At 61.4% G+C, this 25,447-nt stretch carries 18 protein-coding genes and 1 tRNA gene; 1 reads left to right on the top strand and 18 read right to left on the bottom strand.

Going from position 1 to position 25,447, the window contains the following annotated elements; genetic code table 11:
- Window positions 1-5: 5 nt before the first annotated feature.
- From ACSAMP_RS13080 to ACSAMP_RS13055, 6 genes are all read right to left on the bottom strand, one after another.
- A complete protein-coding gene (locus ACSAMP_RS13080; RefSeq protein ID WP_457800737.1) occupies window positions 6-2,276 on the bottom strand; it encodes a transglutaminase-like domain-containing protein in 2,271 nt (756 codons plus the stop codon).
- A gap of 45 nt (window positions 2,277-2,321) precedes the next feature.
- Window positions 2,322-3,491, bottom strand: coding sequence for a DUF58 domain-containing protein (locus tag ACSAMP_RS13075; RefSeq protein ID WP_457800736.1), 1,170 nt, complete (start codon window positions 3,489-3,491; stop codon window positions 2,322-2,324).
- Complete coding sequence (locus tag ACSAMP_RS13070) at window positions 3,484-4,434, bottom strand: AAA family ATPase (protein WP_457800735.1); 951 nt, start codon at window positions 4,432-4,434, stop codon at window positions 3,484-3,486. Before ACSAMP_RS13070 ends, ACSAMP_RS13075 begins: the two co-directional genes overlap by 8 nt.
- On the bottom strand, window positions 4,431-8,432 hold the full coding sequence (locus tag ACSAMP_RS13065; RefSeq protein WP_457800734.1) for a leucine-rich repeat domain-containing protein: 4,002 nt from the start codon (window positions 8,430-8,432) through the stop codon (window positions 4,431-4,433). Before ACSAMP_RS13065 ends, ACSAMP_RS13070 begins: the two co-directional genes overlap by 4 nt.
- Entirely contained in the window at window positions 8,433-10,127 is a 1,695-nt protein-coding gene (locus ACSAMP_RS13060; protein WP_457800733.1) for an ATP-binding protein, read from the bottom strand.
- A gap of 85 nt (window positions 10,128-10,212) precedes the next feature.
- The gene (locus ACSAMP_RS13055) at window positions 10,213-10,566 is read right to left on the bottom strand and encodes an Hpt domain-containing protein (protein ID WP_457800732.1); all 354 of its coding nucleotides are present in this window, start codon (window positions 10,564-10,566) and stop codon (window positions 10,213-10,215) included.
- A gap of 103 nt (window positions 10,567-10,669) precedes the next feature.
- On the opposite strand from ACSAMP_RS13055, the gene ACSAMP_RS13050 reads away from it, so the two are divergent.
- Entirely contained in the window at window positions 10,670-11,884 is a 1,215-nt protein-coding gene (locus ACSAMP_RS13050; protein ID WP_457800731.1) for a M20 metallopeptidase family protein, read from the top strand.
- Window positions 11,885-11,894: 10 nt separating this feature from the next.
- Here ACSAMP_RS13050 and rpoN read toward each other — a convergent pair whose 3' ends face one another.
- The 12 genes from rpoN to ACSAMP_RS12990 all read right to left on the bottom strand — a co-directional run bounded on the left by rpoN (window position 11,895) and on the right by ACSAMP_RS12990 (window position 25,423).
- Window positions 11,895-13,235, bottom strand: coding sequence for an RNA polymerase factor sigma-54 (gene rpoN / locus ACSAMP_RS13045; RefSeq protein ID WP_457800730.1), 1,341 nt, complete (start codon window positions 13,233-13,235; stop codon window positions 11,895-11,897).
- Between the two features lie 153 nt (window positions 13,236-13,388).
- Window positions 13,389-13,883 (bottom strand): lincosamide nucleotidyltransferase Lnu(C), encoded by a 495-nt coding sequence (lnu(C), locus tag ACSAMP_RS13040; protein ID WP_019543803.1) that lies wholly within the window; start codon window positions 13,881-13,883, stop codon window positions 13,389-13,391.
- A gap of 23 nt (window positions 13,884-13,906) precedes the next feature.
- Window positions 13,907-14,944 (bottom strand): IS1595-like element ISSag10 family transposase, encoded by a 1,038-nt coding sequence (locus ACSAMP_RS13035; RefSeq protein ID WP_002837184.1) that lies wholly within the window; start codon window positions 14,942-14,944, stop codon window positions 13,907-13,909.
- 484 nt (window positions 14,945-15,428) lie between these two features.
- Window positions 15,429-15,504, bottom strand: a tRNA-Ala gene (locus tag ACSAMP_RS13030).
- A gap of 211 nt (window positions 15,505-15,715) precedes the next feature.
- On the bottom strand, window positions 15,716-17,314 hold the full coding sequence (gene hcp, locus ACSAMP_RS13025) for a hydroxylamine reductase (RefSeq protein WP_457800729.1): 1,599 nt from the start codon (window positions 17,312-17,314) through the stop codon (window positions 15,716-15,718).
- 97 nt (window positions 17,315-17,411) lie between these two features.
- Window positions 17,412-17,744: a cupin domain-containing protein gene (locus tag ACSAMP_RS13020; RefSeq protein WP_457800728.1), complete on the bottom strand. Its 333-nt coding sequence runs from the start codon at window positions 17,742-17,744 to the stop codon at window positions 17,412-17,414.
- 127 nt (window positions 17,745-17,871) lie between these two features.
- A complete protein-coding gene (locus ACSAMP_RS13015) occupies window positions 17,872-18,594 on the bottom strand; it encodes an ATP-binding protein (RefSeq protein ID WP_457800727.1) in 723 nt (240 codons plus the stop codon).
- A gap of 138 nt (window positions 18,595-18,732) precedes the next feature.
- Window positions 18,733-19,398 carry an acyltransferase gene (locus ACSAMP_RS13010; RefSeq protein WP_457800726.1) on the bottom strand — a complete coding sequence of 222 codons (666 nt, stop codon included), beginning with the start codon at window positions 19,396-19,398 and terminating at the stop codon, window positions 18,733-18,735.
- Between the two features lie 77 nt (window positions 19,399-19,475).
- A complete protein-coding gene (locus tag ACSAMP_RS13005; RefSeq protein ID WP_457800725.1) occupies window positions 19,476-20,816 on the bottom strand; it encodes a GGDEF domain-containing protein in 1,341 nt (446 codons plus the stop codon).
- 422 nt (window positions 20,817-21,238) lie between these two features.
- Window positions 21,239-22,450, bottom strand: coding sequence for an RNA polymerase sigma factor RpoD (gene rpoD / locus ACSAMP_RS13000; RefSeq protein ID WP_457800985.1), 1,212 nt, complete (start codon window positions 22,448-22,450; stop codon window positions 21,239-21,241).
- Window positions 22,451-22,557: 107 nt separating this feature from the next.
- Window positions 22,558-24,321, bottom strand: coding sequence for a DNA primase (dnaG, locus tag ACSAMP_RS12995; RefSeq protein ID WP_457800724.1), 1,764 nt, complete (start codon window positions 24,319-24,321; stop codon window positions 22,558-22,560).
- Window positions 24,322-24,418: 97 nt separating this feature from the next.
- Entirely contained in the window at window positions 24,419-25,423 is a 1,005-nt protein-coding gene (locus tag ACSAMP_RS12990; protein WP_457800723.1) for a deoxyguanosinetriphosphate triphosphohydrolase, read from the bottom strand.
- Window positions 25,424-25,447 lie beyond the last annotated feature (24 nt).

Here is a 25,447-nt window from a genome sequence, read left to right as displayed (position 1 = left end):
GGTGTTTAAGTTTTCGCTGGCAGCGGCGCCAATGCGGTGAGACGGATGCGGGCCAGCTTGGCGGGGGAGAGGCCCGTGCGCTGGGTCCACAGCTTCTCCGCGAAATAGAGCATGGTGCGCACCTCATAGGCGGGCAGGGGCTGCTGGCTGTAGATGCACTTTTCCATCAGGGCGGCCACCCGGGTGTATTCCCCGGGGCGCAGGATGGGCAGCTGGGTCCGCAGGCGGTCCTCCGTGGCCTGAGTCTCCCAGCCCAGGCGCAGGCCCGGGTCGACGATCTGGAGCATCTTGGCGATCCACTGGCAAAGCCACAGGCCCCGGGCGGCGCTCTTCACCCGCTGATAGGCCCGCAGGCGGCGCAGCAGGGCCAGCCAGCACAGGGCCTCCAGCAGGAAGAGAAGGGCCAGAACGAGGATGAGCAGGGCCAGTCCGCCGCCCAGCAGCAGCTGGGGGAGGGGAGAGGGGGTCTGCTCTGTGTCCTGCTTGGGCGGGGCGGAGGGCCGCTGGGGCTGAGACTGGATGGACGCGTCGTCGTCAGACAGGGAGACGGTGCGCTGCACCTGCTGGGGGTGCTCGGCCAGCTGGCGGAGCATATAGGCGTCCAGATAGAAGCCGGGGGTCACGTCCACGGGCACCCAGCCCATGCCGTCCAGATAGATCTCCACCCAGGCGTGGGCGTCCTCCCCGGACAGGGGGACCAGTTCCCCTGCTGCGGTGCGGGACTGGGGCAGCAGATAGCCCTCGGCGTACCGGGCGGGGATGCCAAAGCTGCGATAGGCCAGCACGGCGGTGGCGGAGAACAGGGCGCTGTTGCCCTCCCCCTGGGTGAGGAACCACCGGATGGGCTCCGCGTTCTCGGGCACGGAGGCGGGGTGGGCGTGATAGACGGTCTGGTTCTTCAGGGCGGTGCGGATGCGCTGGGTGGCGGCGTACAGCCCCTCCGGGGCGTCCCCATTGGGGTCAAATACCTGGGCGATCAGGTCGGACAGGCCGGGGTCTACGTCCAGATAGGTGTCATAGACAAAGGCCCGGTAGACCGACTCCGTCTGGAGATAGTCCTGCTCGGCCTGGGTCTGGGGCCTGGTAAGCCAGTCGGGCTGCTGGAGCAGCTCCCCGGGCAGGGAGCCGGAGCGTTCGGAGAACCGGTAAGAGCGCAGCCCCAGAATGCCGGGAGCGCGTATCGCGCCGTCTTTCTGGCCGGTGAGGGACTGATCGGTAAGAGAGAGCAGAGAGTAGGGCAGACAGAGCCGGGAGCGGTCAGCGGAGACATTCTCCACAGAGATGATGTTCTCCGCAGGTTCGGTCTCCTGCCCGGCGGCGAGGAACGCGCCGTATTGGCTGACGGGCTGCAGGTTCTGCCCCTCCAGCCAGGAGAACAGGCCGGTGTACTCCCCGGCGTAAGCCGAGCGGGCCAGTGGCTTCCAGACCCCGTCCTCATACCGGCCCCCCACATAGCCCCGGAGATAGACGTTCTTCTGCTGCTGGGTGCGGACAGTCAGCACGGTGTCCGTGCCGGTCTGCATCTTCTCGGCGTGGCGCAGGTCGCCTTCGGGCAGACTGTCGGAGCCATAGCGCAGGGTGTGGACGGCCTGGACAGTGTTGGCCCGGGCGGCATCTATCCACTGGAGGGTCCCGCCGGACAGGACCAGGGCCAGGGCCACGGTGACCGCCGTGAAACGGACCAGCCAGTCCAGCTGTGCCCGGCAGTCATTGCCAGACAGGCGATAGAGCCACAGGCCGGACACGCCGCTGCACAGCAGGGCGAAGGCCAGGGGGTCGAAGCGCTTGAGGCCGATGGTGACCAGGGCGCAGACAAAAGTGACGGCAACGGCCCGGACCACGCCGCCATCGGCGGCGGTGTGCCACACCAGCACAGCCAGAATCAGCAGCAGCCACAGCAGAAACAGGTTTAGATCCGTCCGGTCGGCGGACAAGGACAGCCGGGGCAGGGCATCGTCATAGGCCAGGTTCCACCAGCTGATGCAGTAGTTCGCAAAGCCGGCCCCGCCGTGGAGCAGCGGTTGGTTCAGCAGCAGGGTGATAAGCGCCGCCAGCACCGCCGGAACGGTCCAGCTGGGCACGGGTTTGGGGGCCTTCCACCCCAGTAGAGCGCAGCTGCCCAGCGCCAAAGAAGATACGATGAGACAGAACAAAAAGGGCATAGCCCCATCCCGCTGGACCAGGACCAGCAGGGCACGGCACAGCCCCAGGAGAAAGCACAGGCAGGTCAGCGACAGGTACACGGTCTTTCGGACGGGGAACGGGTTCCGCGGCATGGCGGGATGCGCCTCCTTTCTGATAGGCTGATAGGATACGGGCCGTTACACGGGCAGCTGCAGCTTGCCGTCCTCCAGAGCGGCCAGGGGCAGCTCCATCATATAGCAGTCGGCCCGCCGGGTCAGCCGCGGCCGGTCGCAGTTGGACACACACAGGGCGGTGACGCTTCGCCGGGCGGCCAGGGAGTCCACCTCGGGTACCAGGGGGCCGGCGGTGATATAGATGATCCGGGCAAACTCCCGCTGGGCGTTGGCAGCCAAAAAGCGGCGGACACCGGTGCCCGTCTGCTGGGGCAGGGTGAAGGACATCCATTGCAGCACCGTGTCGGCGCTCTCCTCCTGGCTGCGCACGTCGTGGGACCACAGGCCGCCCCGGGCGGAAAAGACGTTTTGGTGGGGCACCCCGTCCCGGGCCAGACGGCTGCTGACGGCGGCGGCCAGCCGCACCGCCCCCACCACCAGCTGGGGCGGGACGGTCTGCTCGTCCTGGGCCAGACCGGCGTCTAAGATGACGGCGGTGTAGTTGTGGGCGGGCTCGCTGCCCTGGCGGACGATGAGCTCGTTCAGCTTGCCAGACAGCTTCCAGTGGATGGAGCGCACGTCGTCCCCGGGGGCATAGGGGTGCAGATCGAAGATCTCGGAGAACTCCGGCCCCCGGCGGTTGAAGAACTCCAGCTCGTTGTCCATGCGGCCCAGGCGGTTTTCAGCCGGGACCAGGCGCAGGGACAGAGGGGTGGGCACCACGATGACAGAGGAGGGCTTGGGACAGGGGATGCTCCCGGCGCACAGGCCCAGAATGTCGGTGCCCACGGCGGACAGGCAGGAGACTTCTGCCGCGCCGCACAGGTCAGAGGTGATGGATACCTGGAACTGAATGACGCCGTCGGACAGGTACAGCCGCCGCTCCTGCTCCACCACGTCGTCGAACATGCCGTTGTGCCAGCGGATGCGCAGGGTGATAAGACCCATGACCCAGGGCCGCCGGGGGCAGGTGATGTACACGGTGATGGGGCAGGGCTTGCCCACCGGGCAGCTGGCGGGCACCTGGAGGGACATGGTCACCGCGCCCATGTCCCGGCGCAGCAGCCAGAACAGCAGCAGGGGCAGCAGGACCAGCAGCGCCGTCATGGCCGCCAGAAACGGACTGCCCGACCAGAAGGCCAGCCCAGCCGCCATGATAATAACGGCGGCATAGAGCGCCCGGCGTTTAAGCATGGGGCCACCTCGGGGCGGCGGGGGGCGGGACCTGGCGCAGCACCTCGGTCAGCAGGTCCTGGCTGGTCACGCCCTCTACCCGGGCCTGGGGCCGCAGCACCAGACGGTGGGCGCACACGTCGCTGAATACGGCCTGCACGTCCTCGGGCACCACATAGTCCCGCTGCTTCAGCAGGGCATGGGCCCGGGACATGCGCACCAGAGCGCCCACGCCCCGGGGGCTGACACCCAGCTCCACCAGGGGCAGCTCCCGGGTAGCCTGGCACAGGTCCACCGCATAGCCCAGCACGCTGTCACTGGCATGGACGGTGCCCAGATACTGCTGCACCTCAATCAGGCTGGCGGCGTCGGCCACGGGGGACAGGTCGTCCAGGGGGTTCTGGGTCCGCTGGGCCTGGACGATGTGAATTTGATCCTCGCGAGAGGGATAGCCGATGGACAGGCGGACCATGAAACGGTCCAGCTGAGAGTCGGGCAGGGGCTGGGTGCCCGCCGCGCCCGCGGGGTTCTGGGTGGCGATGCACAGGAAAGGGGCATCCAGCTGGTGGGTCTGGCCGTCCACGGTGACGCTGCGCTCCTCCATCACCTCCAGCAGGGCGGACTGGGTCTTGGGGGAGGTGCGGTTGATCTCGTCGGCCAGCAGCAGCTGGCAGTTGGCCGCGCCCTCCCGATACTCAAATTCCCCGGTCTGCTGGTTGAACACGGTGAAGCCGGTGATGTCAGAGGGCAGGGTGTCGGTGGTGAACTGGATACGCTTGAAGCGCAGACCCAGCACCTTGGAAAAGGCCAGGGCCAGGGTGGTCTTGCCCACGCCGGGGCAGTCCTCCAGCAGGATGTGGCCCCCGGCATAGATGGTCATCAGCACCTTTCGGACGATGTCGTCCTTGCCCATAAAGGCCTTGCCCACCTCGCAGATGATATGCTCAGACTGTTCGATTATCATGGCTGTTCGCCCTCCTCCTCAGACGGGGCATCAGCCTCATCCGGGTCATTTTCCGGCTGTTCCGGGTCGGTATTCTCGCCTTGGTCGGTCTCATTGGCTTTGCTGTCTTCGCCAGGTCCTTCGGACTGTTCCGGTTCAGTGGGGGGCTCCGGTGCAGCGGGTGCCTCTGGCTGCTCCTCCTGGCCGCCCGCAGCGGAGCCTTCAGGAAACTCGGGCATTTCCGGAATTTCTGGCATTTCCGGCAGTGCGGGCAGCTCGGGCAGTCCTTCCTCGTTGGGGTCTGGGGTGATCTCCGTCACCCGCTCCAGCCCCAGCACCTGGCGGGCGTTGTTCTCGCCGGCCAGCAGGTCGGTCTCATAGGGGTCCTGGTCAAAGGGGGACATGGCATCCCGCCAGGCGAACAGATAATCCATCTCGTGCCCGGCGGCATCCCCGGCCAGCACCACCCGAAAGTCCGGGTCGGGGCCCAGGACGTTCTCGTTGCTGTCCAGCTTCTGATACAGATAGACGGGCTTGGCATGATAGAAGGTGAGGTGGGGCGCTTCGGCGGACAGGAACGTCATGGAACTCAGCGGGCAGCCGCTGACCACGTCGTTGCCCAGTGTGGTCACGTTGGCGGGCACAGTGAAGGAGGTGAGGGCGGTGAGCTGGAAGGCGTTGGAGCCGATGGAGGACAGGGTGCTGTCCAGGTCCAGCGTCAAAGCGGCCAGCTGTGTACACTCGCTGAAGGCGAAGTCGGCGATGACCTCCAGCTTGGGGCTGCTCAGATCGGCGGAGGTGATGCCGGTGCGCTGGAACGCGCTGCTGCCGATGGTCCGCACGTCGGGCAGGACCAACTCGCCGGTGAGACCGGAAGCGAGGAATGCTTCATACCCAACGATCCACACATGATCGGCGTTGGACAGGGTAAACGCGTTGGGGCACTGAGAAAAGGCGCTCTGGTTGATCCAGATGACACCAGACAGGTCGATGTCGCCGGACACGCCGGTGGTGGCGACGCACAGCACCCGGGTCAGGTCGTCCTCGGCGGGGTCGGGGTCCTGGTCGGAATACTTCCAAAGGGATGGCTCGCTGTACAAAATCGCACCGCTGCCCTGTTCCTCAAGCTGATAGCCCGGACCATAGCATTTGATGTTGCCGTAATATCCGGGGTCTGGATAGCCCGTGCTGTCCTGGGGAAAGTAGTAGGGGGTATAGTAGTCAGAGAAGGAACTGGAGAAAGAGGCGCATTGGGCCTGGAGGGCCACAAAGCGCAGATTTCCCTTGTTCAGCGGACGATCCGCGATATAAAAGGCACAGTCAGACACAGTGATGCTGTCCTTGGCGGCAAAGAAGATGCCCTCCAGACTGGTGCAGCCCCAGAACGCATAGTCGTTCACCGCGGTGACGCTTGCGGGGAAGACGGCCAACGTCATGTTCTCGCAGCCCTCAAAGGCATACTTGTCAATGGTGGTCAGCACCGCGCCGTCGGGCAGAACGCTGTCCAGGGTGTGTTCGTTGAATTCGGTCAGGCCGGTGGGCGCGTGGAGCAGAGTAGCATCCATGCCGGCTCCCTGGGGCAGGAGGAGGAAGCTCCACCCGTCCTGCACATAGGTGCCGAAGTCGGCGGCGGTGAAGGACGGGGTCTCCCCCCAGGCTGCGGCATAGGCATCGGCGGCCTCGGTGCGCACCAGTACCTCCGGCGGGCTGAACAGGTCAAAGACCTCCCCCTCCAGTGCCGGGGGAGTATTCCCCAAAAACAGGGCCTGCCGGAACCAGCCGACCAGACTGCCCTCCTCCAGGGCGGTCAGGCTCTTGGGCAGGACCAGAGTGGTCAGGTTCCATGCGTCGGACAGGGCTCCGGCGGCGATGGTCGTGATGCCCTCGGGCAGGACACAGGTGCCGGAGACCGTGGCGCGGATGGAGTAGAGGACCGTTCCGTCCTTGGAGGTGATGAGGCCGTTGTTTTCCGCAAAACTCACCGGAGCGGAATCCTCGGTGCCGGTCTCACCCAGGGTATACAGGTTGCAGCCGCCGTCGGAAGCGGCCTGACTGAACAGGGCAAAGTAGGACACGGCAGCGGACTTGGGGAAATAAATGTCCATCGGGCTGGGGGTGAACGTCCAGAAATTCGGGTCGTTCCAGTCCGGGTAGAGCCGATTCCAAAGGGAGACCTGTTCAGTATTGACAGCGGGCGGGGTGTCGGCCAGGAAGATGAGGGATGGGACAGAGTGGGCCAGGGGCACCACCACCTGGCTTACCTCAGCGGGGACTGTGATGGGCTTGTCAAAGCGGGAAGGGATGCCCAGCAGCCGGGTCATGTCCTTGTTATACATCAGCCCGTCCTCGGTGGAGGCATACTTCTCGTTGCCCGGGTCGGCCTGATATCCGTCGTAAACGGTGAGAAAGCTGTCGTCATCCAGGCCGGAGAAACTCATGTACAGCAGCGTGTCGGGGATGGAGATGGTGTTCACACTGCCCATGGCGCTTAACACCTGGGTGCCCCGGGGCAGCTCCACGCTGTCGTCACCGGGAATTTCGGTGATGGCCTGGTAGAACACATCGGTGCTGAAGGAGAATTCGTCATTGTTCAGGCTGCCGGACAGATAATAGTCTGACCTGGGGGTCAGCTCGGCGGTGAAGCCCTCGGGTACGTCCTCGAATACGGGATAGAGCTCGATCAGTCCGTGCTGGTCAGGCTGGGCCTCATACAGATTCCCCACCGTGATGCCCTGGGCGGCATCCTCCCGGCTGGCGGCCCAGCCGACGCACAGGCGGTCGATGGAGCGCTCGGAGATGGGGGCCGCGGCATCTCCCCAGAACTGAATGGGCTGGGCCCGGTAGAAGTAGCGGGACAGGTCGAAGGTGCCCTCCCGGCCGCTGGGGTACAGGCGGACGGGCTTGCCATAGCCCGCGGTGGTCAGCGTCCCCTCGCTGTCATAGTCGCCCACCAGCAGCTGCACCTCGCACTGCTCCACGGGGAAGGTGGCCTCTACCGTCTGCCAGGGGCTGTCCTGATTCAGGCGGTAATAGAAGGTGACGGTGACGGAGTCTCCCGACACTACGGGATCAAACTCGCCGATGCGGAAGTTGGGCCCGAAGTCGGTGACACGGTAGACCTGGTTGGTGCCGCCGGTCGCCAGTCCCTCTTTGATCTGAAAGACGGCGGTCTGGAAAAAGTCGGCGGCGGTGATCTCCTGCCCCTTGTAAAAATGTGCCAGGTTGGGACGAAAACCCATGTCGTCCTGGATGACCAGCAGCGAGTAGTTGTACTGATCGAGATCGGGATTGGTGATGCCGGTATTCTTGTCGAAGATATCGCCCTTGATATAATCCTCGGTGGGCAGATCGTCATAGTCGATGTTGGTATCCGGGGCGGCAGGCGCACCGTCACCGGGGACGACAGGCGTGTCAGGCATGTCAGGGGCCTCCGCGCCGCCGCCCCCGCCGCCATCGGAGCCTCCGCCCCCGCCGGGGGTGACGCTGCCGGGGTCGCCGGGGGTGGAGGGGACAGAGCCGCCGCCGGTCCCACCGGTGCCGTCTCCGTCTTTGTCCGGGAGCGGGATGATCTGACCGCCGGGGATGACGATGGTGCCGTCCCCGCCGCTGCCGCCGGGCAGAAAGGCGATGCCGCCGGTGCCGCCGGTGGACGCGCCGTCGTCAGGGGCGATGGCCCCGTCGGGCAGCACCGCGCCGTCGGGCACGGTCCCGTCCAGCTGGATGCTGTCCTGGGTCCCGGCGTTGGCGTCGGGGCGGCGGGCCTCGTCGGCGGTCTTGTCCTCGGTGAGGGCGTCGGAGGCGCCGTCGCCATTGCCCAGCAGGGAGGACTGCTTCTCCTGGTCGGGGAAAATGATCTGGTTCTGCCGCAGCACATTGGAAAAGGCGAAGATGGGCCGGAAAGAATGTCCCACTTTGGGCAGAGCCAAAGAGCCGCCTACAACGCACAGCCCCAGAGCCGCCGCCTGCACCGCTATTTTTCCCTGGCGGGACAGTTTTCTGTTTTTAGAACGCTTGGGCATTTAAACATCCTCTCTGCTTTTGAAAAAGGTTCCCACACAGCGGCGGAGCTTGTCATAATTCACGGGCTTGGAGAAGTGACCGTTCATGCCTGCCTCCACAGACTGGCGCTCGTCCTCTAAGAAGGCATCGGCGGACAGGGCGAAGATCAGCTCCGTCTTGGCGTCGGGCCGGGGCAGGGCGCGGATGGTCCGGGCGGCGGTGCGGCCATCCATCACGGGCATCTGCACGTCCATGAGGATAAAGTCGTAATAGCCCGCCGGGTGGGCGGAGAACATATCCACCGCCTCCTGGCCGTTGTGGGCCACCTCCACGTGGGCCCCGTGGACCTCCTCCAGGATGGACACGGCGATCTTGGCGTTGGTCTCGTTGTCCTCGGCCATGAGGATGCGGCGGCCCTCGAAGGAGAAGTCGTCGGTCTCCTCCTTCCGGGCTGCCACGGGGGCGGGGCTGTCGCCCATGGGCAGGTGGAGATAGACGGTGAAGGTGCTGCCCCGTCCGGGCATACTGTCCACCACGATCTCGCCCCCCATCAGCCGCACCAGCTGGTCGGTGATGGCCATGCCCAGGCCGGAGCCGCCGAACCGCTTGGCGATGGAGGCGTCCTCCTGCTGGAAGGGACGGAAAATAGAATTGATGAACTTGGGGTCCATGCCCGTGCCGGTGTCCTTCACGGCCACCATAAAGCTGACCGTGTCGTCAGAGAGCATCATTTGGCGGAAGGTGACGGAGATCTCGCCCTGGCTGGTGAATTTCACCGCGTTGGACAGGAAGTTCACCAGCACCTGGGTGATGCGCAGCTGGTCGCCCACCACATAGCGGGCGGTGAAGTTTTTGAACTCTAAGTTGAAGCGCAGGCCCTTGGCCTCCACCGTCTTTTGGAACATGCTGCGCAGCTGGTCGCCCAGGGCGTACAGGTCAAAGCTCTTCTGCTCCAGCTCGATCTTGCCCGCCTCGATGCGGGACAGGTCCAGAATGTCGTTGATGACGGACAGCAGATGCTGGGACAGGTCCTCCGCCCGGGTCAGATACTCCTCCGCCGCCGGGTTGGACCCGCCCAGGCGGGTGCGGGTCAGGGCCATCAGGCCGGTGATGCCGTTGATGGGAGTGCGGATCTCGTGGCTCATGCGGGACAGGAACTCGGTCTTAGACTGGCTGGCCGCCTGGGCCTCCTCCAGCTGGGCGGCCATCTCCTCCCGCTGTTGGCGCAGAGCGGACACGTCCCGCAGATTCAGCAGGGTATAGCGGTCATCCTCCGCGGGCAGCACGCACAGCTCCAGCCACCGGTCCTCCCGCTTGCTGTGAAAGCTCATGCGCAGGGGGGCGCTGCGGTCCCACTTCTCCAGCATCCGGCGCAGGGTCTTGGCATCGGCGGCGCTCATCAGCTGGAAGAAGCAGGCGATGTCCCGCTGCATATCCTCCAGGGTCAGTCCGGTGAGTCCGGGCAGGTCCCCGGCGACGTACAGGGGAAAGGTGTCGCTGCGGCGCAGGAGCAGATAGACCTCGTGATCCAGCCGGGACAGGGCGCGGGAGAAGGTCCGCTCATAGGCCAGGGCTTGATTCTGTTTTCGGATTTTTATGGTCTGGCGGGCGAAGCGCTCCACCATCCAGGCGGCAGCGGCCAGCTCCCCGGCCAGAAGCAGCCCCGTGGCGGGAGAGGCGCTCAGCGTGGTGAGCGCGGCAGATAAGATATTCACTCCGGGGTCTCCTTTGTATGTAAGATCAGACCTTTCCTCCCAGATGGACAAAAGCGGGAGAGGGAATGAGAGGCTGGGCTTTGCGTTAAGTTTCAGAGTAGGCGACGATGGCCGCTACGACCTGGCGGTGGGCGTCGTCTACCGCAGCAATCAGGGCGGGGTCCACCGGCAGCAGCCTGGGCCGCAGGGCCTCCGTCAGCACGGCGGCGGCTTGATATAATCGGGGAAAGCCCAGGTTCTGGGCCAGGCCCCGCAGAGAGTGGACGGTGCGGAAGGCCAGCTCGGCGTCGCCCGCCTCCAAGGCCCGGTGGAGCCGGTCCACGGTGGCGTCCTGGGCATAGCGGACGGCGAAGGTCTCTACGATCTCCGGGACCATCAGCCGCCGGAGAGTCGCCTGGTAATCGCCGCCTACAGCGGCATAAAAAGCTTCTATCGTCACAAAGAGGACCTCCTGATGATTTTGCTTCTGCGCTGTTGTAAAGGGGGAAAATGTGGTACAATATCTTTCAGCCATTCCAAACAGAAGAAAGGGGAACTGACCTATGAAACAAAAACTTACGGCCCGGGACGTGTTGGCTGCCGCTCAGGAGGAGCGGGAGACCATCCTAGCCCACCGCCGGACCATCCACCGCTGCCCGGAGGTGGGTCAGGAACTGCCCCGCACGGCGGCCTATATTGCCGGGGAACTGAAAAAGCTGGGCTATCAGCCCCAGGCTCTGGGCGGCGGCCTGGTGGCCGCCATCACCGGGAAAGACACGGGCCGGTGTGTCCTGCTGCGGGCGGACATGGATGCCCTGGCGGGGCGAGAGCAGAGCGGCCTGGACTTTCAGTCGGACAATGGGGCCATGCACGCATGCGGCCACGATATGCACGCGGCCATGCTGCTGGGTGCGGCGGCCCTGCTGCGGAAATATCAGGACCGGTTAAACGGCACGGTGAAGCTGGTGTTCCAGCCCGACGAGGAGGGCTTCACCGGAGCCAAGGCCATGCTGAAGACCGGGGTGCTGGAGAATCCTAAGCCCCAGGCGGCCATCGCCCTCCACGTGAACTCTGGCACGCCCTCCGGTATGGTGCTGTGCGGGCGGGGGACGTTTATGGCTGGGTGTACCCTGTTCCGCGTCACCGTGACGGGAAAGGGCTGCCACGGGGCCATGCCCGAGACGGGGGTGGACCCCATCAACATCACCGCCCACATCTATCTGGCCCTGCAGGAGCTGGTCAGCCGGGAGGTCCCGGCCAAAAGCCCCGCCGTTGTCACCGTGGGCCGGTTCCAGGCGGGAGAGCTGCCCAACGTCATCCCGGACCGGGCGGTTCTGGAGGGGACCATCCGCACCTTTGACCGGGACCTGTCTCAGCGGCTCATGGACCGCATCCGCCAGGTGGCGGAGTCGGTGGCATCGGCCTTTCGGGGCAGCGCCCTAGTGGAGGAGCCGGCCTCGGCCCCGCCCCTGCACAACGACCCGGCCCTGATGGAGCAGATGGCCAACTGGGCGGAGGAGGTCGCCGGGGCGGACCGGGTGATCCGCCTGGACCAGGGGGGCATGGGATCGGAGGATTTTGCCTCCTATACCTACGAGCTGCCCTGCGCCTATCTGCTGCTGGGGGCGGGCACGGCCCAGGAGGACCCTCGCTTCGGACGGCCCATGCACAACCCCGCCGTGGTCTTCAACGAGGACGTGCTGCCCCTGGGCGCCGCCCTGCACACCTGGCTGGCGATGCAAGAGTTAGGAGTGATGAGAGATGAGTTTAACTTTTAACTCATCACTCCTAACTTCTAGCTTTTCTGGCTGAAGCGGGGGGGATGCCCAGGGCGGCGCGGTATTTGGCCGCCGTCCGCCGGGAGATGTTGATGCCCGCGGCGCTGAGTGCGGCGCACACCGCGTCGTCGGACAGGGGAGCGGAGGGGTCCTCCGCCTGGATGAAGTGCTGGATGCGCTGTTTCACCGCCTGGGAGGACACCTGGCCGTCCGTGCGGGCGGGGGCGGTGAAGAAGCTGCGCAGGGGGACCACCATGCCATTGAACAGAATGGATTTGTTCTGAACGGTTCGGCTGACGGTGGACACGCTGACCCCCATGCCCTGGGCCAGCTGCTGCATGGTCAGGGGCTTTAGGTCGCCCCCGTGAAGGAAGTAGTCGGGCTGAGCCGCTGTCAGGGCGGCCAGCAGGCGGGTGAGGGTGTCATAGCGGCCCTGGAGATTGCCTATCATGGCCCTGGCCCGGCCCAGCTGCTCCTTGATGTAATCCTGCACTGCCGGGTCGTCGCTCTTGTGGAGCATGTCGGCGTAGTCCTGGTTGATGGACAGCTTGGGCAGGGCGTGGTGGTCCACCTCGATGATGACGTGCCCCTGTTCGCAGCGGATGGTGGCGTCTGGAATGGACAGGGACAGGGGCGCGCCGCTGGAAAAGCCCCGGGAGGGGATTGGATTCAAAGAGCGGATGGCCTGGCAGGCCAGGTCCACCTCCGAGCGCTTGGCCCCCAGCTTTTTGCACAGACCCTTATAGTCCTGGGCGGCCAGCAAATCTAAACCGTCCCGGGCAATGGCCACGGTGAGGGCGTTGAAATAGGGCCCCTGGGCCAGCTGGAGGATCAGGCACTCGGACAGGTCCCGGGCACCCACGCCGGGGGGGTCCAGCATCTGCACGGCGAACAGGGCCTGCTCTAAATCGGACAGAGGACAGCCCAGTTCCTGGGCCAGCTGGGGGATGGGGCAGTCCAGATAGCCTCGGCTGTCCAAGCAGCCCACCAGATAGTCGCACAGGGCCCGCAGTCGGCTGTCGATCAGGCGGTTCTGGCCCAACTGCTTGTGGAGGTACTCCTGAAAGGTCTGCTCCTGGGCCACCCGGGGCTCGTTGTCGGTGCGGTCCTCCTCTGGGTCCCGCTGGCCGCCCACGCGCCAGATGCTGTCCTCCCGGATCTCGGGGGCGGACAGGGTCTCTCTGGCGGTGTGCTCCGGGGGCTCGGCGTTGAGCAGGGGGTTGGACAGAGCCTCCTCCTGTAGCAGCTCAGACAGCTCCGGGATGGGCAGCTGAAGACAGCGCAGGGCTTGACGCATGGCGGGCGTAAGCGTCAGCTTTTGCGATACGGTCAGCGACGGCTGAAGTTCCATGGTGGCATCCCCTCTTCCGGTAGTGGCGGCGAAGATAGACATACTCCGCCAGCCTATGAGAACTTTATTATAGGCTATGTCACAACAAACAGTTGATAAATAGCCATTTTTATAGGGGAGTATCAGAACTCCCCTACAAACTGTTATTTGCAGTTATCTATACTCATTTGGAATTTCGATATGAAGTGTCTCACACAATAACTTCACATCATGTGCATCATTTTCATCAAACTCGTATCCCAGATGGAACATTACTTGACTATATGGTTCAATACAGGAAACCTCTATTTCCTCAATTCTTCCTTTACCCGAAAAAGTTTCTACCGGAAAACAATCCCCATCATAAAGAATTTCACCTTCGTCCGTATATTCAAAACAATGCAAATCAATAATTCTGTTTTTCAAATCTTCCCATACAGTATGGTTCAATGTTGTATATTCCATCTTAATCTCATAAAAGCCATTAGCTTTCATTATTTCTATAAAGTTCTGATAATCGTTCTTTTCTACAAAAATGTCAATATCATTATGGGCTCTTGACTGATATCCAAGAAGAGCATCTACACCCCAGCCACCATCAAGAAAGACTTTAATCTCCGCATCTATTGCAAATTGAAGAATCTGTTTTACATCTGTTATATTGACCATCTTATCATCTCCACAAATTCTAATTAGGCGACCAGAGGAACTGCTGGTCTGTTTGATAAATCTCTGCATTTAGCAGTTTTCAATGTTGCCAAAACGAAAGTTAAGAAGATGTTCCTTTTCTCCATGTCGCTTTCTTTGGCGTAATTTACAAGGTTATTCCACACAAGATAGTTGTTCAGATACTTGGTAGAAACACCGTTAAAGCCACGCATAAACCTCTTTAGCTGGCTATGGTAGCTATTGATATGTTGGATATTATAAATGCCTTTCTTGGCTTTGCCAGTCTTTAACTGCACAAGGTCAATGCCATTGGCATTTGTAAATCTCACATAGGAGTTCATCTTGTCCGTAACAAGAGTGGAATTGGTCTTAATCCTACCATCATAAATATGATGTAAATCTCTTGTAGAAACTCTACCAGTATTCGTAATCTTGGAGATAGACAAGCCATTCCTATTAACCGCACAAGGAACACATACCTTTTCTTGGGACAAGCCTCTGATATGTGTAGAATGACCACGCTTATGAGCCTTGCGTGGCATAGCAAATGTCTTACTCTTGCTATGATTGCCCTTGTACGAGATGGCGAAAAAAGTTTCGTCAGCCTCAATAATGCCGTCAAGGGTAACATCGTCTGCCATATTCTGAAGTGCATCCAAAATCTTGTGTCTCCAAAGGAATGCGGTGTTTCTGTGAATCCCACAAGCAACAGCAGTCTTACGAATGGATAAGCCATTCATCATACAATCAATGTACTGCTCCCACACGGACAAGTCTTTTCTTGTACCAGACACAATGGAGTTCGTAGCAATCACGAAGGACTTGCCACAATCCTTACATACATATCGCTGTGTGCCATCTTTACGATGACCATTGCGAACCACATGGATACAGCCACAAAGAGGGCATACACGACCATTTGCAAAGCGTTCCTTTGCTACGAAATCTTCAATATTCAAAGACTTTACAAAGGCAGGACTTAAAAGCATTGTTTTAAGGCTTTCCTGCTCTGCGACAGTCAACTTACCGATAATATCTAATGCGTCTTTGATAGTAGGCATATCCAATTACCTCCTTCGGTGGTACTGTTTCTTACTATTATTATACGCTATTTCTCGTCAAAATCAACCATTTGTTGTGACAGAGCCTTATTATAAATATAACAGAAAACCCTTGATCCTGCAAGGAATATCCCGTTCTGTAATGAACAAAATCACAGAAAAACCGATAAAAAATCTGAGCGTTTTTTATTGGGGAACAAAAAGAAAGGCCGCAACTTTCGTTGCGGCCAAAACTCTCTGTAAGTAGGGGGAAATGCGCGGCAGGGGAGTGTCGGACAAATGGATGACTCCACACCCATCCAATTATTCTTCCTCTTCCTGGTAGTTCACGAGCATCACAATCAGTGCGAGGTTGAGTATGATCGAAATGATACTGAGAATGATCTTGATTTTCTTAAGCATACGTTTCTCCTCCTCAAATCGGTAATACAAACGAAAAGCCCGAACCCGTTTCCCTAACGGGAAAAAGTTCGGACTTTTGAGTTGGTGGAGATAAGCGGGATCGAACCGCTGACCTCTTGAATGCCATTCAAGCGCTCTCCCAGCTGAGCTATACCCCCATATTTTGTTGTGGGCTTTTTGCGGCCCGTTCGCTCGGAACAATGAGTATCTTACCAGAAAGACTCCGGGTTGTCAACAACTTTTTTTAAATTTCTCGAAAAAATTTTCACGAGATGAAAACTTGAAGAAATATCCATTTCGAGACTGCCATATAACAGGGAAAACCCGCGCCGGGAGGGGAGGCTCCAGGCGCGGGCTTTGGAATGCAGATCACTCCCCCAGCATGGCCATCAGGTCCTGGTCCGGGGTGGTGATGGGGGCGATGTGATAGTGCTCGGCCAGGTAGGAGAGCACGTTGGGGGAGAGGAAGGCGGGCAGGGTGGGGCCCAGGCGGATGTTTTGGATGCCCAGGTGCAGCAGGGTCAGCAGGATGCACACCGCCTTCTGCTCGTACCAGGACAGCACCATGGACAATGGCAGCTGGTTCACCCCGCAGCCGAAGGCATCGGCCAGGGCCAGAGCGATCTGGATGGCGCTGTAGGCGTCGTTGCACTGGCCCACGTCCATGATCCGGGGCAGCCCGGCCACCGTGCCCAGGTCCAGGTCGTTGAAGCGGAACTTGCCGCAGGCCAGGGTGAGCACAACGGTATCCGGCGGGGTGAGCCGGACGAACTCCGTGTAATAGTTTCGCCCCGGCCTGGCCCCGTCGCAGCCGCCCACCAGGAAGAAGTGCCGGATGGCCCCCGACTTCACCGCCTCCACCACCTGGTCCGCCCGGGCGAGGACGGCCCCGTGGGCAAAGCCGGTGGTCAGGGTAGTCCCGCCGTTGATGCCGGACAGCTGCCGCCGGTTGGCGTAGCCCCCCAGCTCCAGGGCCTTTTGGATGACGGGGGAGAAGTCCCGGTCCGCCCCGATGTGGACCATGCCGGGGTAGCCCACCGCCCCGGTGGTGAACACCCGGTCGGCGTAGCTCTCCTTGGGCGGCATCAGGCAGTTGGTGGTGAACAGAATGGGGGCGGGAATCGAATCAAACTCCTGCTGCTGGTTCTGCCACGCGGTGCCGAAGTTGCCCTTCAGGTGGGGATAGGCCCGCAGGTTGGGATAGCCGTGGGCGGGCAGCATCTCCCCGTGGGTATAGACGCTGACGCCTGTTCCCGCCGTCTGGTCCAGGAGCAGCTTCAAATCCAGCAGGTCGTGGCCGGAGACCACGATGAAGGGGCCAGGCTCTATGGCCATGGAGACCTGGGTGGGCTCTGGGGTGCCGAAGGCGTGGGTGTTGGCCCGGTCCAGCAGGGCCATGCAGGCCAGATTCCGCTCGCCCACCTCCAGGGCCAGAGGCAGCAGCTCATCCATGCCCCAGTCCTCCCCCAGGGCGAACAGGGCCCGACGGAAGAACTGAGCCACCTCGTCGTCCCAGAAGTCCAGCACCATGGCGTGGTAGGCGTAGGCCGCCATGCCCCGGATGCCGAAGAGCACCAGGGACTTCAGGCTGCGGATGTCCTCGGGGGCGTTCCACAGCTGGGTCATGTCATAGTCCTCCGTCTTGCCGCAGGGCGCGCCGCAGGCGGCGCAGCCGGGGGCCAGCCGCTCCTTCTCCCGGTGGACCAGGTCGATGAGCTGCCCCAGGGCCTGGGGGTCAAAGTTCACGTTGGTCAGCGTGGCGAACAGGGCCCGGATCATCAGGCGGCAGACGTCATCCGCCAGGTGCTCCTCCCCGTTGGAGGCCCGGGCCAGACCAATGAGGGCCCCGGTGAGCCGGTCCTGGAGCCGAGCCGTCTCTGACGTCTTGCCGCACACCCCGGCCTGTCCGGTGCAGCCGACACAGCCCGCCGCCTGCTCACACTGAAAACAAAACATCTCCTGCTTCATGGCGTTGCGCCTCCTCTTGAATATAGCAAATAGATAGAATAACGGGGTCGCCGTCCCCAGCGACCCCGTTTTGAGTGGAATGCTGCGGGAAGCCCCGTCAGAACACCACCACCAGCAGCATTTTGAACTGCTCCTCGCCGAACACCGCATGGGGGTGACCGGCGGGCATGACGATAGACTCGCCCTCCTGAAGGATGGAGTCCTTGCCGTCGATGGTGATGCGGCCCACGCCGTCCAGGCAGGTGACAAAGGCATCGCCCTCGGACTGGTGGGTGCTGATCTCCTCCCCCTTGTCGAAGGAGAACAGGGTCACGCTGACGGCATCGTTCTGGGCCAGGGTCTTGCTGACTACCTGGCCGGGCTGATAGTCCACCTGCTCCTTCAGGATCAGGGCCTCGCCCTTGACAATGTTCTTCATAGGCTCTTTCATAGTAATTTCCCCTTTCTAAGGCTGTTATTCCAGAATTCTAGAGTGATACAAAAGAGTGATGAGTTAGGAAGGATGAGTTAGGAGTTGACGTATCTCTCATCACTCCTAACTCCTAACTGAAAGTAAGTCAGTCCAATATCTGCCCATCTATCGAAATGGTCACCACCTGCCAGGGGATGAACTTCCCGCTGTTTTGCAGGGCGGTCTTGGCGGCCATCTCCAGCCCGCCGCAGCAGGGGACCTCCATGCGCACCACGGTGACGCTTTGGATGTCGTTGTCCCGGATAATCTGGGTGAGCTTTTCGCTGTAGTCCACGCTGTCCAGCTTGGGGCAGCCGATCAGGGTGACCTTCCCCCGCATGAACTGGCTGTGCATGTTGGCATAGGCATAGGCGGTGCAGTCGGCGGCGATGAGCAGCTTGGCCCCCTGAAAATAGGGCGCGTTCACCGGAACCAGCTTGATCTGGCAGGGCCACTGGCCCAGCTGAGAGGGCGTCTGGCCGACGGCGCTGGCAGACGCGGGAGCGGCTTCTTTGTGCCCTAAGGTCTGCATCCGACTGCCCGGGCAGCCGCCAAAGAAGGGGAGAGCCTTATGACCCATATGGCCCGCCTTCTTCCGCTGGTTTTCTTCAACGGCGGCCCGGTCATACTCCGCCGCCTCCCGCTCCACAAAGGTGATGGCCCCGGTGGGGCAGGCGGGCAGGCAGTCCCCCAGCCCGTCGCAGTAGTCATCCCGCAGCAGGCGGGCCTTGCCGTCCACCATGCCGATGGCCCCCTCGTGACAGGCGGCGGCACAGGCCCCGCAGCCGTTGCATTTATCCTGGTCAATGTGAATGATCTTGCGAATCATAGGTGTATCCCCTTTCCATGCTCCCTTGAGCTTGACCGAAGTATACCCCCGTTCCCCACAAAATTCTGTTGCCATGACCACGGAATGCAAAGAGAGATGCAAAAAAATCGGCCCCAGCCGACGCCGGGACCGATCTTATCACTGCTTGGGCACGACAATTCCGCCGGACTTGCAGATGCTGTTGGCCGGGATGACGCCCCGGACACAGGAGACGGGATAGACGCTGCTGTTGCGGCCAATGACCGTGCCGGGGTTGAGCACGCTGTTGCAGCCCACCTCCACATGGTCGCCCAAAAACGCGCCCACTTTCTTCCGCCCGGTTTCCACAGGGGCGGCCTGGTCGTGGATGACGACTAAAGTCTTGTCCGACTTCACATTGGAGGTGATGGAGCCCGCCCCCATGTGGCTCTTATAGCCCAGAATGGAGTCACCCACATAGTTATAGTGGGGGGTCTGCACCCCGTCGAACAGGATGACGTTTTTCAGCTCCACGGAGTTGCCCACCACGCAGCCCGCGCCGACTAAAGCGCTGCCGCGGATGAAGGCACAGTGGCGGACCTCGGTGTCCGGCCCGATGATGCAGGGGGCGCCCAGATAGGCGGAGGGGAAGACCTTGGCAGTCTTGTGGACCCACACGTTGGGCTCCCGCTGGTCATATTCCTCCTTGGGCAGGGTGGGACCCAGGGCCAGGATAAAGTCCTTCAGCCCCTCTAAAGCCTGCCAGGGATAGGTGAACCCGGCCAGATAGTCCCCCGCCGCAGTGTGGGAGAGGTCATAGAGCTCGGTTATTTTCAACGCTGTCACCAGCCTTTTCGTAAGATTCCCGGGCGTTTCGTCCCGGCTCACAATAAAATACCATTCTATTGGGAAAAAGGCAAGGGTCACTTTTGATAGAAGCTGCACCCGGCCTTGCCGTGGTTCTTCTGGTGGTACAGGGCCTGGTCCGCGTCCTGGAAGATGGTGCCCGTGGGATCGGGCCGGTCAGAGAAGGCCACGCCCACGCTGAGGGATACCTTGGGCAGACCGTCGTCCTGCTGGGCCAGGGTCTGGTTGATGGCGTCCACCTTCTCACGGATGGTATAGTCCAGGTCGCTGGTCATCTCCACCATGATGACGGCAAACTCGTCCCCGCCGATGCGGAAGACGTGGTCACCGCTGCGGAAAGCAGCGCACAGCAGGGCGGCAACGTTCTTCAGTGTCTTGTCCCCGACGGTGTGGCCGTAGGTATCGTTCACCGATTTGAAGCGATCCACGTCTATAATGATGAGGGCAAAGGGGGCATTTTCCTGCTCAAAGACATTCAGCAGCATTTCAAAAGAACTCCGGTTGAGCAGATTGGTAATGGCATCGTAATCCGCCTTGTGGCGGATCAGCGCCTGAGACGCTTTGTTCTCCTGATAGACCTTGTTATAGGTCTCAGCCATTACCTGTAATTCTTCGGCACCCGCTACGGGAAGGGGCTCGCCCGCTTTGACGCTCTCGTTGCATTTGAGAATGGGCAGTACCACCAGACGGCGGATGAGGACGCACACGACCAGCACAATGACCACCAGAATGCCAATGCTCATCTCCAGCTTCTGGTACATGCCAAAAAAGACGACAGAAGCCTGGCTCTGCTGATCCCGGGTCTGCTGGATGAGATCGGACAGACACCGGGATACCTGGGCACTGATCTGGGTACGCACAGACTGATAGTTGTCATCGCACACCAACTGCTGGGCCCGGCGGAGCTTTCCAGATGAGGAGAGGGCCTCGTCGTCTGCAGACAGGGTGATCGCTTGAATCGGAGCGGGCCAGCTGACCTGGTCCGAGTCCCCGGTCTCCAGCACCAGACGCATGGCGTAGTATTCCGTGTCCATTAACTGGGTGGACAGGTCCATGGCTGTTCTTAGGGCGGCAAAGGTGCGCGTTCCGTCGAAGTAAGTCTGCAGGGCATCCAGGGCGTTTTCACGGCGGCGAGTATGGTTTGCCTCTTCAAAGTAGTTGTCCAGGTAGGTCTGCTGGCCCGTCATCACATACAGCCGGACCTGCTCAGTGAGGTAATCCGAACCGTCCTGCAGGTTAGTGGCCGCTTTTTCACACAGGATATACTGCTCTGTCGTAGTCTGAAGGACCCGAAACTCCCGGTTGGTCCAAGAAGAAATCACAAAAAACAGCACCCCAACAACAATGGTGAGCACCATGCTCCACATACTGACTCTACGTATCTTCACGCGCTTCATAATCCATCATCACCCTTGTTCTCCCGAGGGGTCGTTGTAATTATTATAGACCCGTCAGAAGGGCGTTGTCCAGTTTTCAAATCAGAATTTTCTTCATTTTTTGATAGAATCAGTACCCAATATACAAAAAATAGGAGCCATTCCGTTCGGTCACATCTTGCGCCGCGCCGCTTTTTCCCTGAAATAGAGAACGCGATCTATTTTCGCTTTTGGAGTGAAAAATTGAAAGTTCACCTCCAGGCTTAAATGAAGGTGAACTTTCAATTTTTTACGAAATCAGACGTTGTTTTTAAAGTTTTAAAACGACAAAAGTGTGTTTTCTGAACTTTCACTTATCCGAAGATTTTCAAGCAGTTTGCGACAAAAGTCCTCGAAAAAATTTTTTACTTAAAAAAATTTTTCCGGTTAACCCAATCTCTAACTCAGTTCAAAAAGTCCTTCAGCTTCTTGGACCGGCTGGGGTGGCGGAGCTTGCGGAGGGCTTTGGCTTCGATCTGGCGGATGCGTTCACGGGTGACGTTGAATTCCTTGCCCACCTCTTCCAGGGTGCGGGTGCGGCCGTCCTCAATGCCGAAGCGCAGCTTGAGTACCTTTTCCTCCCGGGGAGTCAGGGTGGACAGGACCTCCACCAGCTGCTCCTTCAGCAGGGTGAAGCTGGCGGCCTCGGCGGGCTCGGAGGCGTCCTCGTCGGGGATGAAGTCGCCCAGATGGCTGTCCTCCTCCTCGCCGATGGGGGTCTCCAGAGAGACGGGCTCCTGGGCGATCTTCAGGATCTCCCGCACCCGCTCCACGGGCATGTTCATCTCGGCGGCGATCTCCTCGGGGGTGGGGTCGTGGCCCAGCTCCTGGAGCAGCTGGCGGGAGACGCGGATGACCTTGTTGATGGTCTCCACCATGTGGACAGGGATGCGGATGGTGCGGGCCTGGTCGGCGATGGCCCGGGTGATGGCCTGGCGGATCCACCAGGTGGCGTAGGTCGAGAACTTAAAGCCCTTGGTGAAGTCGAACTTCTCCACGGCCTTGATCAGGCCAAGGTTGCCCTCCTGGATCAGGTCCAGGAACTGCATGCCCCGGCCCACATACCGCTTGGCGATGGACACCACCAGACGCAGGTTGGCCTCGGCCAGGCGCTGCTTGGCCCGCTCGCCCCGCTTGATGGTCTTGTTCAGCTGGGCGCGGACCTCGTCGGGGATCTCCTCCCCGGACTTCTCCATCTCCTCCAGCTGTTCTTTTGCGGCGGTGCCCGCGCCCATGTCCTGGGCCAGGGCGATCTCCTCCTCAGAGGAGAGCAGATTGACTTTGCCGATCTCCTTCAGATACATGCGCACCGGGTCATCCGTGCCGAAGGAGTCCACCATGGAGTTGGGGTCCACCAGCTCCTCGTCGGGGATCTCCTCCATGGCCTCCAGGGGGGGCTCGGCATCGTCGGGCAGCTCGGGGATGTAGTCCTCGCCCACGGTGTCGATGCCCAGGTTCTCCAGAGTGTCATAGATCTTGTCCATCTGCTCGGCGTCCAGATTCATGTCCTCCAGCACGTCCAGCAGCTCGGAGGAGGACAGGTTGCCCTTCTTCTTGCCCCGCTCGATGAGCTCGGCCAATTTCTCGGCGCCCTGAACGCCCTCGACCACCTTCATGATCTCTACTTTTCCGGCCTCCATGCGGCTCTGGATGTCGGCCTGCTTGTCCATTTTCTCCTTCTGCTCGGCGGTGATGGTGTGTACAACTCCGGTTTTCTTGGTGCTCATGGTTTTTCCTCCATATATGCTTTTGATTTTTGATATTTCTTTTGCATGGCCAGCAGCAGATCGTCGCCCTGCCCCTGGCTGCGCCGCAGCCCCTCGCCCCGGATGATGGATATGTAGTCGGCCAGGGCACGGGGGCCGTTGGCCGCCGACTCGGGCTGGCTGGCCACCTGGGCCAGGTGATCCATCTCCTCCCCGGTGAAAATCTGCGCCAGGGGGGCGAGATTGGGGGACAGGCCCTGTTGGACCTGGCCCCGCAGGGCGTCGAAAGCGCGGCCCAGCAGGGGCGAGGAGAACTCCTGTCCCTCCAGACCGGCCATCTTACTTAGTAATGCCGGGTCCAGCAGCAGCAGTCTCAAAACGCCCTCCTCCGCCCGGGCGGAGCGGATATTGTCATAGCGCAGGCTGCGGGCCTTGGGCTGAAGCTGGGCGGCGGGAGCCAAGTCCCGGCGCTCCTGCTGCTTTTTCTCTTTCCGCAGGCGGTTTCGCAGGGCGCGGGACACCTCCTGGGCCATGGCCTCGGGGGTGACGCCTGCCATCTGGGCCGCGTGGCCGCCGTAGATCTCCCGCTCCACGGCGCTGGGCCGGGCGGCGATGAGCTGGGCGGCCTCCTGTAAAAAGGCCACTTTTTGGGCGTCATCCGCCAGGTCGAACTTGCTTTGCAGCTGGGCCAGGCGGTAGTCCACCTGATTTTCGCTCTTGTCCAGCAGTCGGGCAAAGGCGTCCCGGCCATAGGCCTTGATGAACTCGTCCGGGTCCTTGGCCCCCGTGACCCGCAGCACCCGCACCTTCAGGCCCGCTTTTTCCAGCAGGGGGATGGCCCGCTGGGCGGCGGCGATACCGGCCCCGTCTCCGTCGTAGGAGATGATGGCGTCCTTAAAGTAGCGGGAGAGCAGCTGGGCGTGCTCCTCGGTGAGGGAGGTGCCCAGGGATGCCACCGCGTTGTCAAACCCCGCCTGGTGCAGGGCGATGGTGTCCATATAGCCCTCGGTGAGGATGACCCGACCCGCCTTGGACTTCTTTGCGATGTTCAGGGCGAAGATATTCCGGCTCTTGTTATACACCGGCGTGTCCGGGGAGTTGAGATACTTGGGGGTGGAGTCGTCCATCACCCGCCCTCCAAAGCCGATGACGCCCCCCCGCACGTCGATGATGGGAAAGATGACCCGATTGCGGAACCGGTCATAGATGCGGCCATCTTTGTTGCTGACGGCCAGGCCCGCGTCCAGCAGGTCCCGCTTGTCATAGCCCTGCTTGGCCATCTCCTGGATGAGGGCGTCCCAGCTGTCCGGGGCAAAGCCCAGGCCGAACCGGGTGAGGGTGCCGGGGGACAGCCCCCTTCGGCGGAGATAGTCCAGCCCGTGGGCCCCCTCCGGGGCATAGAGCCAGCGGTGGAAGGCCAGGGCGGCCTGGCGGTTCAGCTCCAGCATCTTTTCCCGCCGCTTCTGTGCGTCGGGGGAGCCGCCAAAGCTCTCCGGCATGGTCATGCCCGCCCGCTTGGCCAGCACGGCCACCGCGTCCCGAAAGGACAGGTTCTCCAGCTCCATGACGAAGTTGATGGCCCCGCCGCCCTTGCCGCAACCGAAGCACTTGTAGATCTGCCGGTCCGGGACCACGTGGAAGGAGGGGGTCTTTTCGCTGTGGAAGGGACAACAGCCCCAATAGCTGCTGCCCTTTTTGGTCAGCCGCACCGACTCTGACACCAGGTCCACAATGTCGGTGCGGGCCATGAGCTCATCTAAAAATCGCTCGGGAATGGGCAAACGACTCTTCTCCTTCCTTTAATAGTCATAATTCGTGGTCTTGGCTCTCCCTCTGGGAGAGCTGGCACGGCGCAGCCGTGACTGAGAGGGTATTCTATTACTTCATCGACCACCCCGCCGGGATAAAGCGGCGGGTGAACTGCTCCACGGCGAAGGGGTCGGTCATGCCGGCGATGTAGTCGCACACCGCCCGGTCCACGCCCTCCTCCGCCCGGATGGACTGAAAGTCGTCGGGCAGCTCGTCGGGGTGCTTCTGGAAGTATTCAAACAGGGACCGCAGCATATCCTGGGCCTTGCCCTCCTCCCCCTTGGCGGCGGGATTGGTGTACACGCTGGCGAACATAAAGTCCTTCAGCGTCAGCATGGCCTGGGCCACCGGCGGGGACTGTCTGATTTCCGGCTGGCCCGCGCTGGCCTGGATGGCGTCCCGCACCAGCGTGTCGATCCGCGCCCGGTGGGTAAAGCCCAGCACCTCGCTGGCCTCCAGGGGGATGTCCATGGGATAGAGAATGCTGCCCCGCAGGGCGTCCTCGATGTCGTGGTTGATATAGGCGATGTGGTCGGCCAACCGGACCACCTGGCCCTCCAGCGTGGCAGCGGCGGGGCCGCGCGTGTGGCAGAGGATGCCGTTGCGCACCTCCCAGGTCAGGTTCAGTCCCTGGCCGTTTTTCTCCAGCCGCTCCACCACCCGCACCGACTGGCGGAAGTGGGCAAAGCCCCCGGGCATCAGCTCGTTGAGCACCCGCTCCCCGGAGTGGCCGAAGGGGGTGTGGCCCAGATCGTGGCCCAGGGCGATGGCCTCGGTCAGGTCCTCGTTCAGGGCCAGGGCACGGGCGATGGTCCGGGCGATACGATTGACCTCCAGGGTGTGGGTCATGCGGGTGCGGTAGTGGTCTCCCTCGGGCAGGAGGAACACCTGGGTCTTGTGCTTTAAGCGCCGAAAGGCCTTGGAATAGACGATGCGGTCAATGTCCCGCTGAAAAGGCGTGCGGATGGGACACGCCTCCTCGCTCCGCTGGCGGCCCCGGCTGGCGGCGGAGCGGCAGGCATAGGGAGAGAGAAATTCCGCCTCCCGCCGCTGGGTCTCCTCCCGCAGGGTCATGGCACACGCTCCTTCCCGTTTCGT

The organism is Flintibacter sp. SJQ-8, from assembly GCF_054108085.1.
This window is presented reverse-complemented; position numbering and strand designations above follow the sequence as displayed.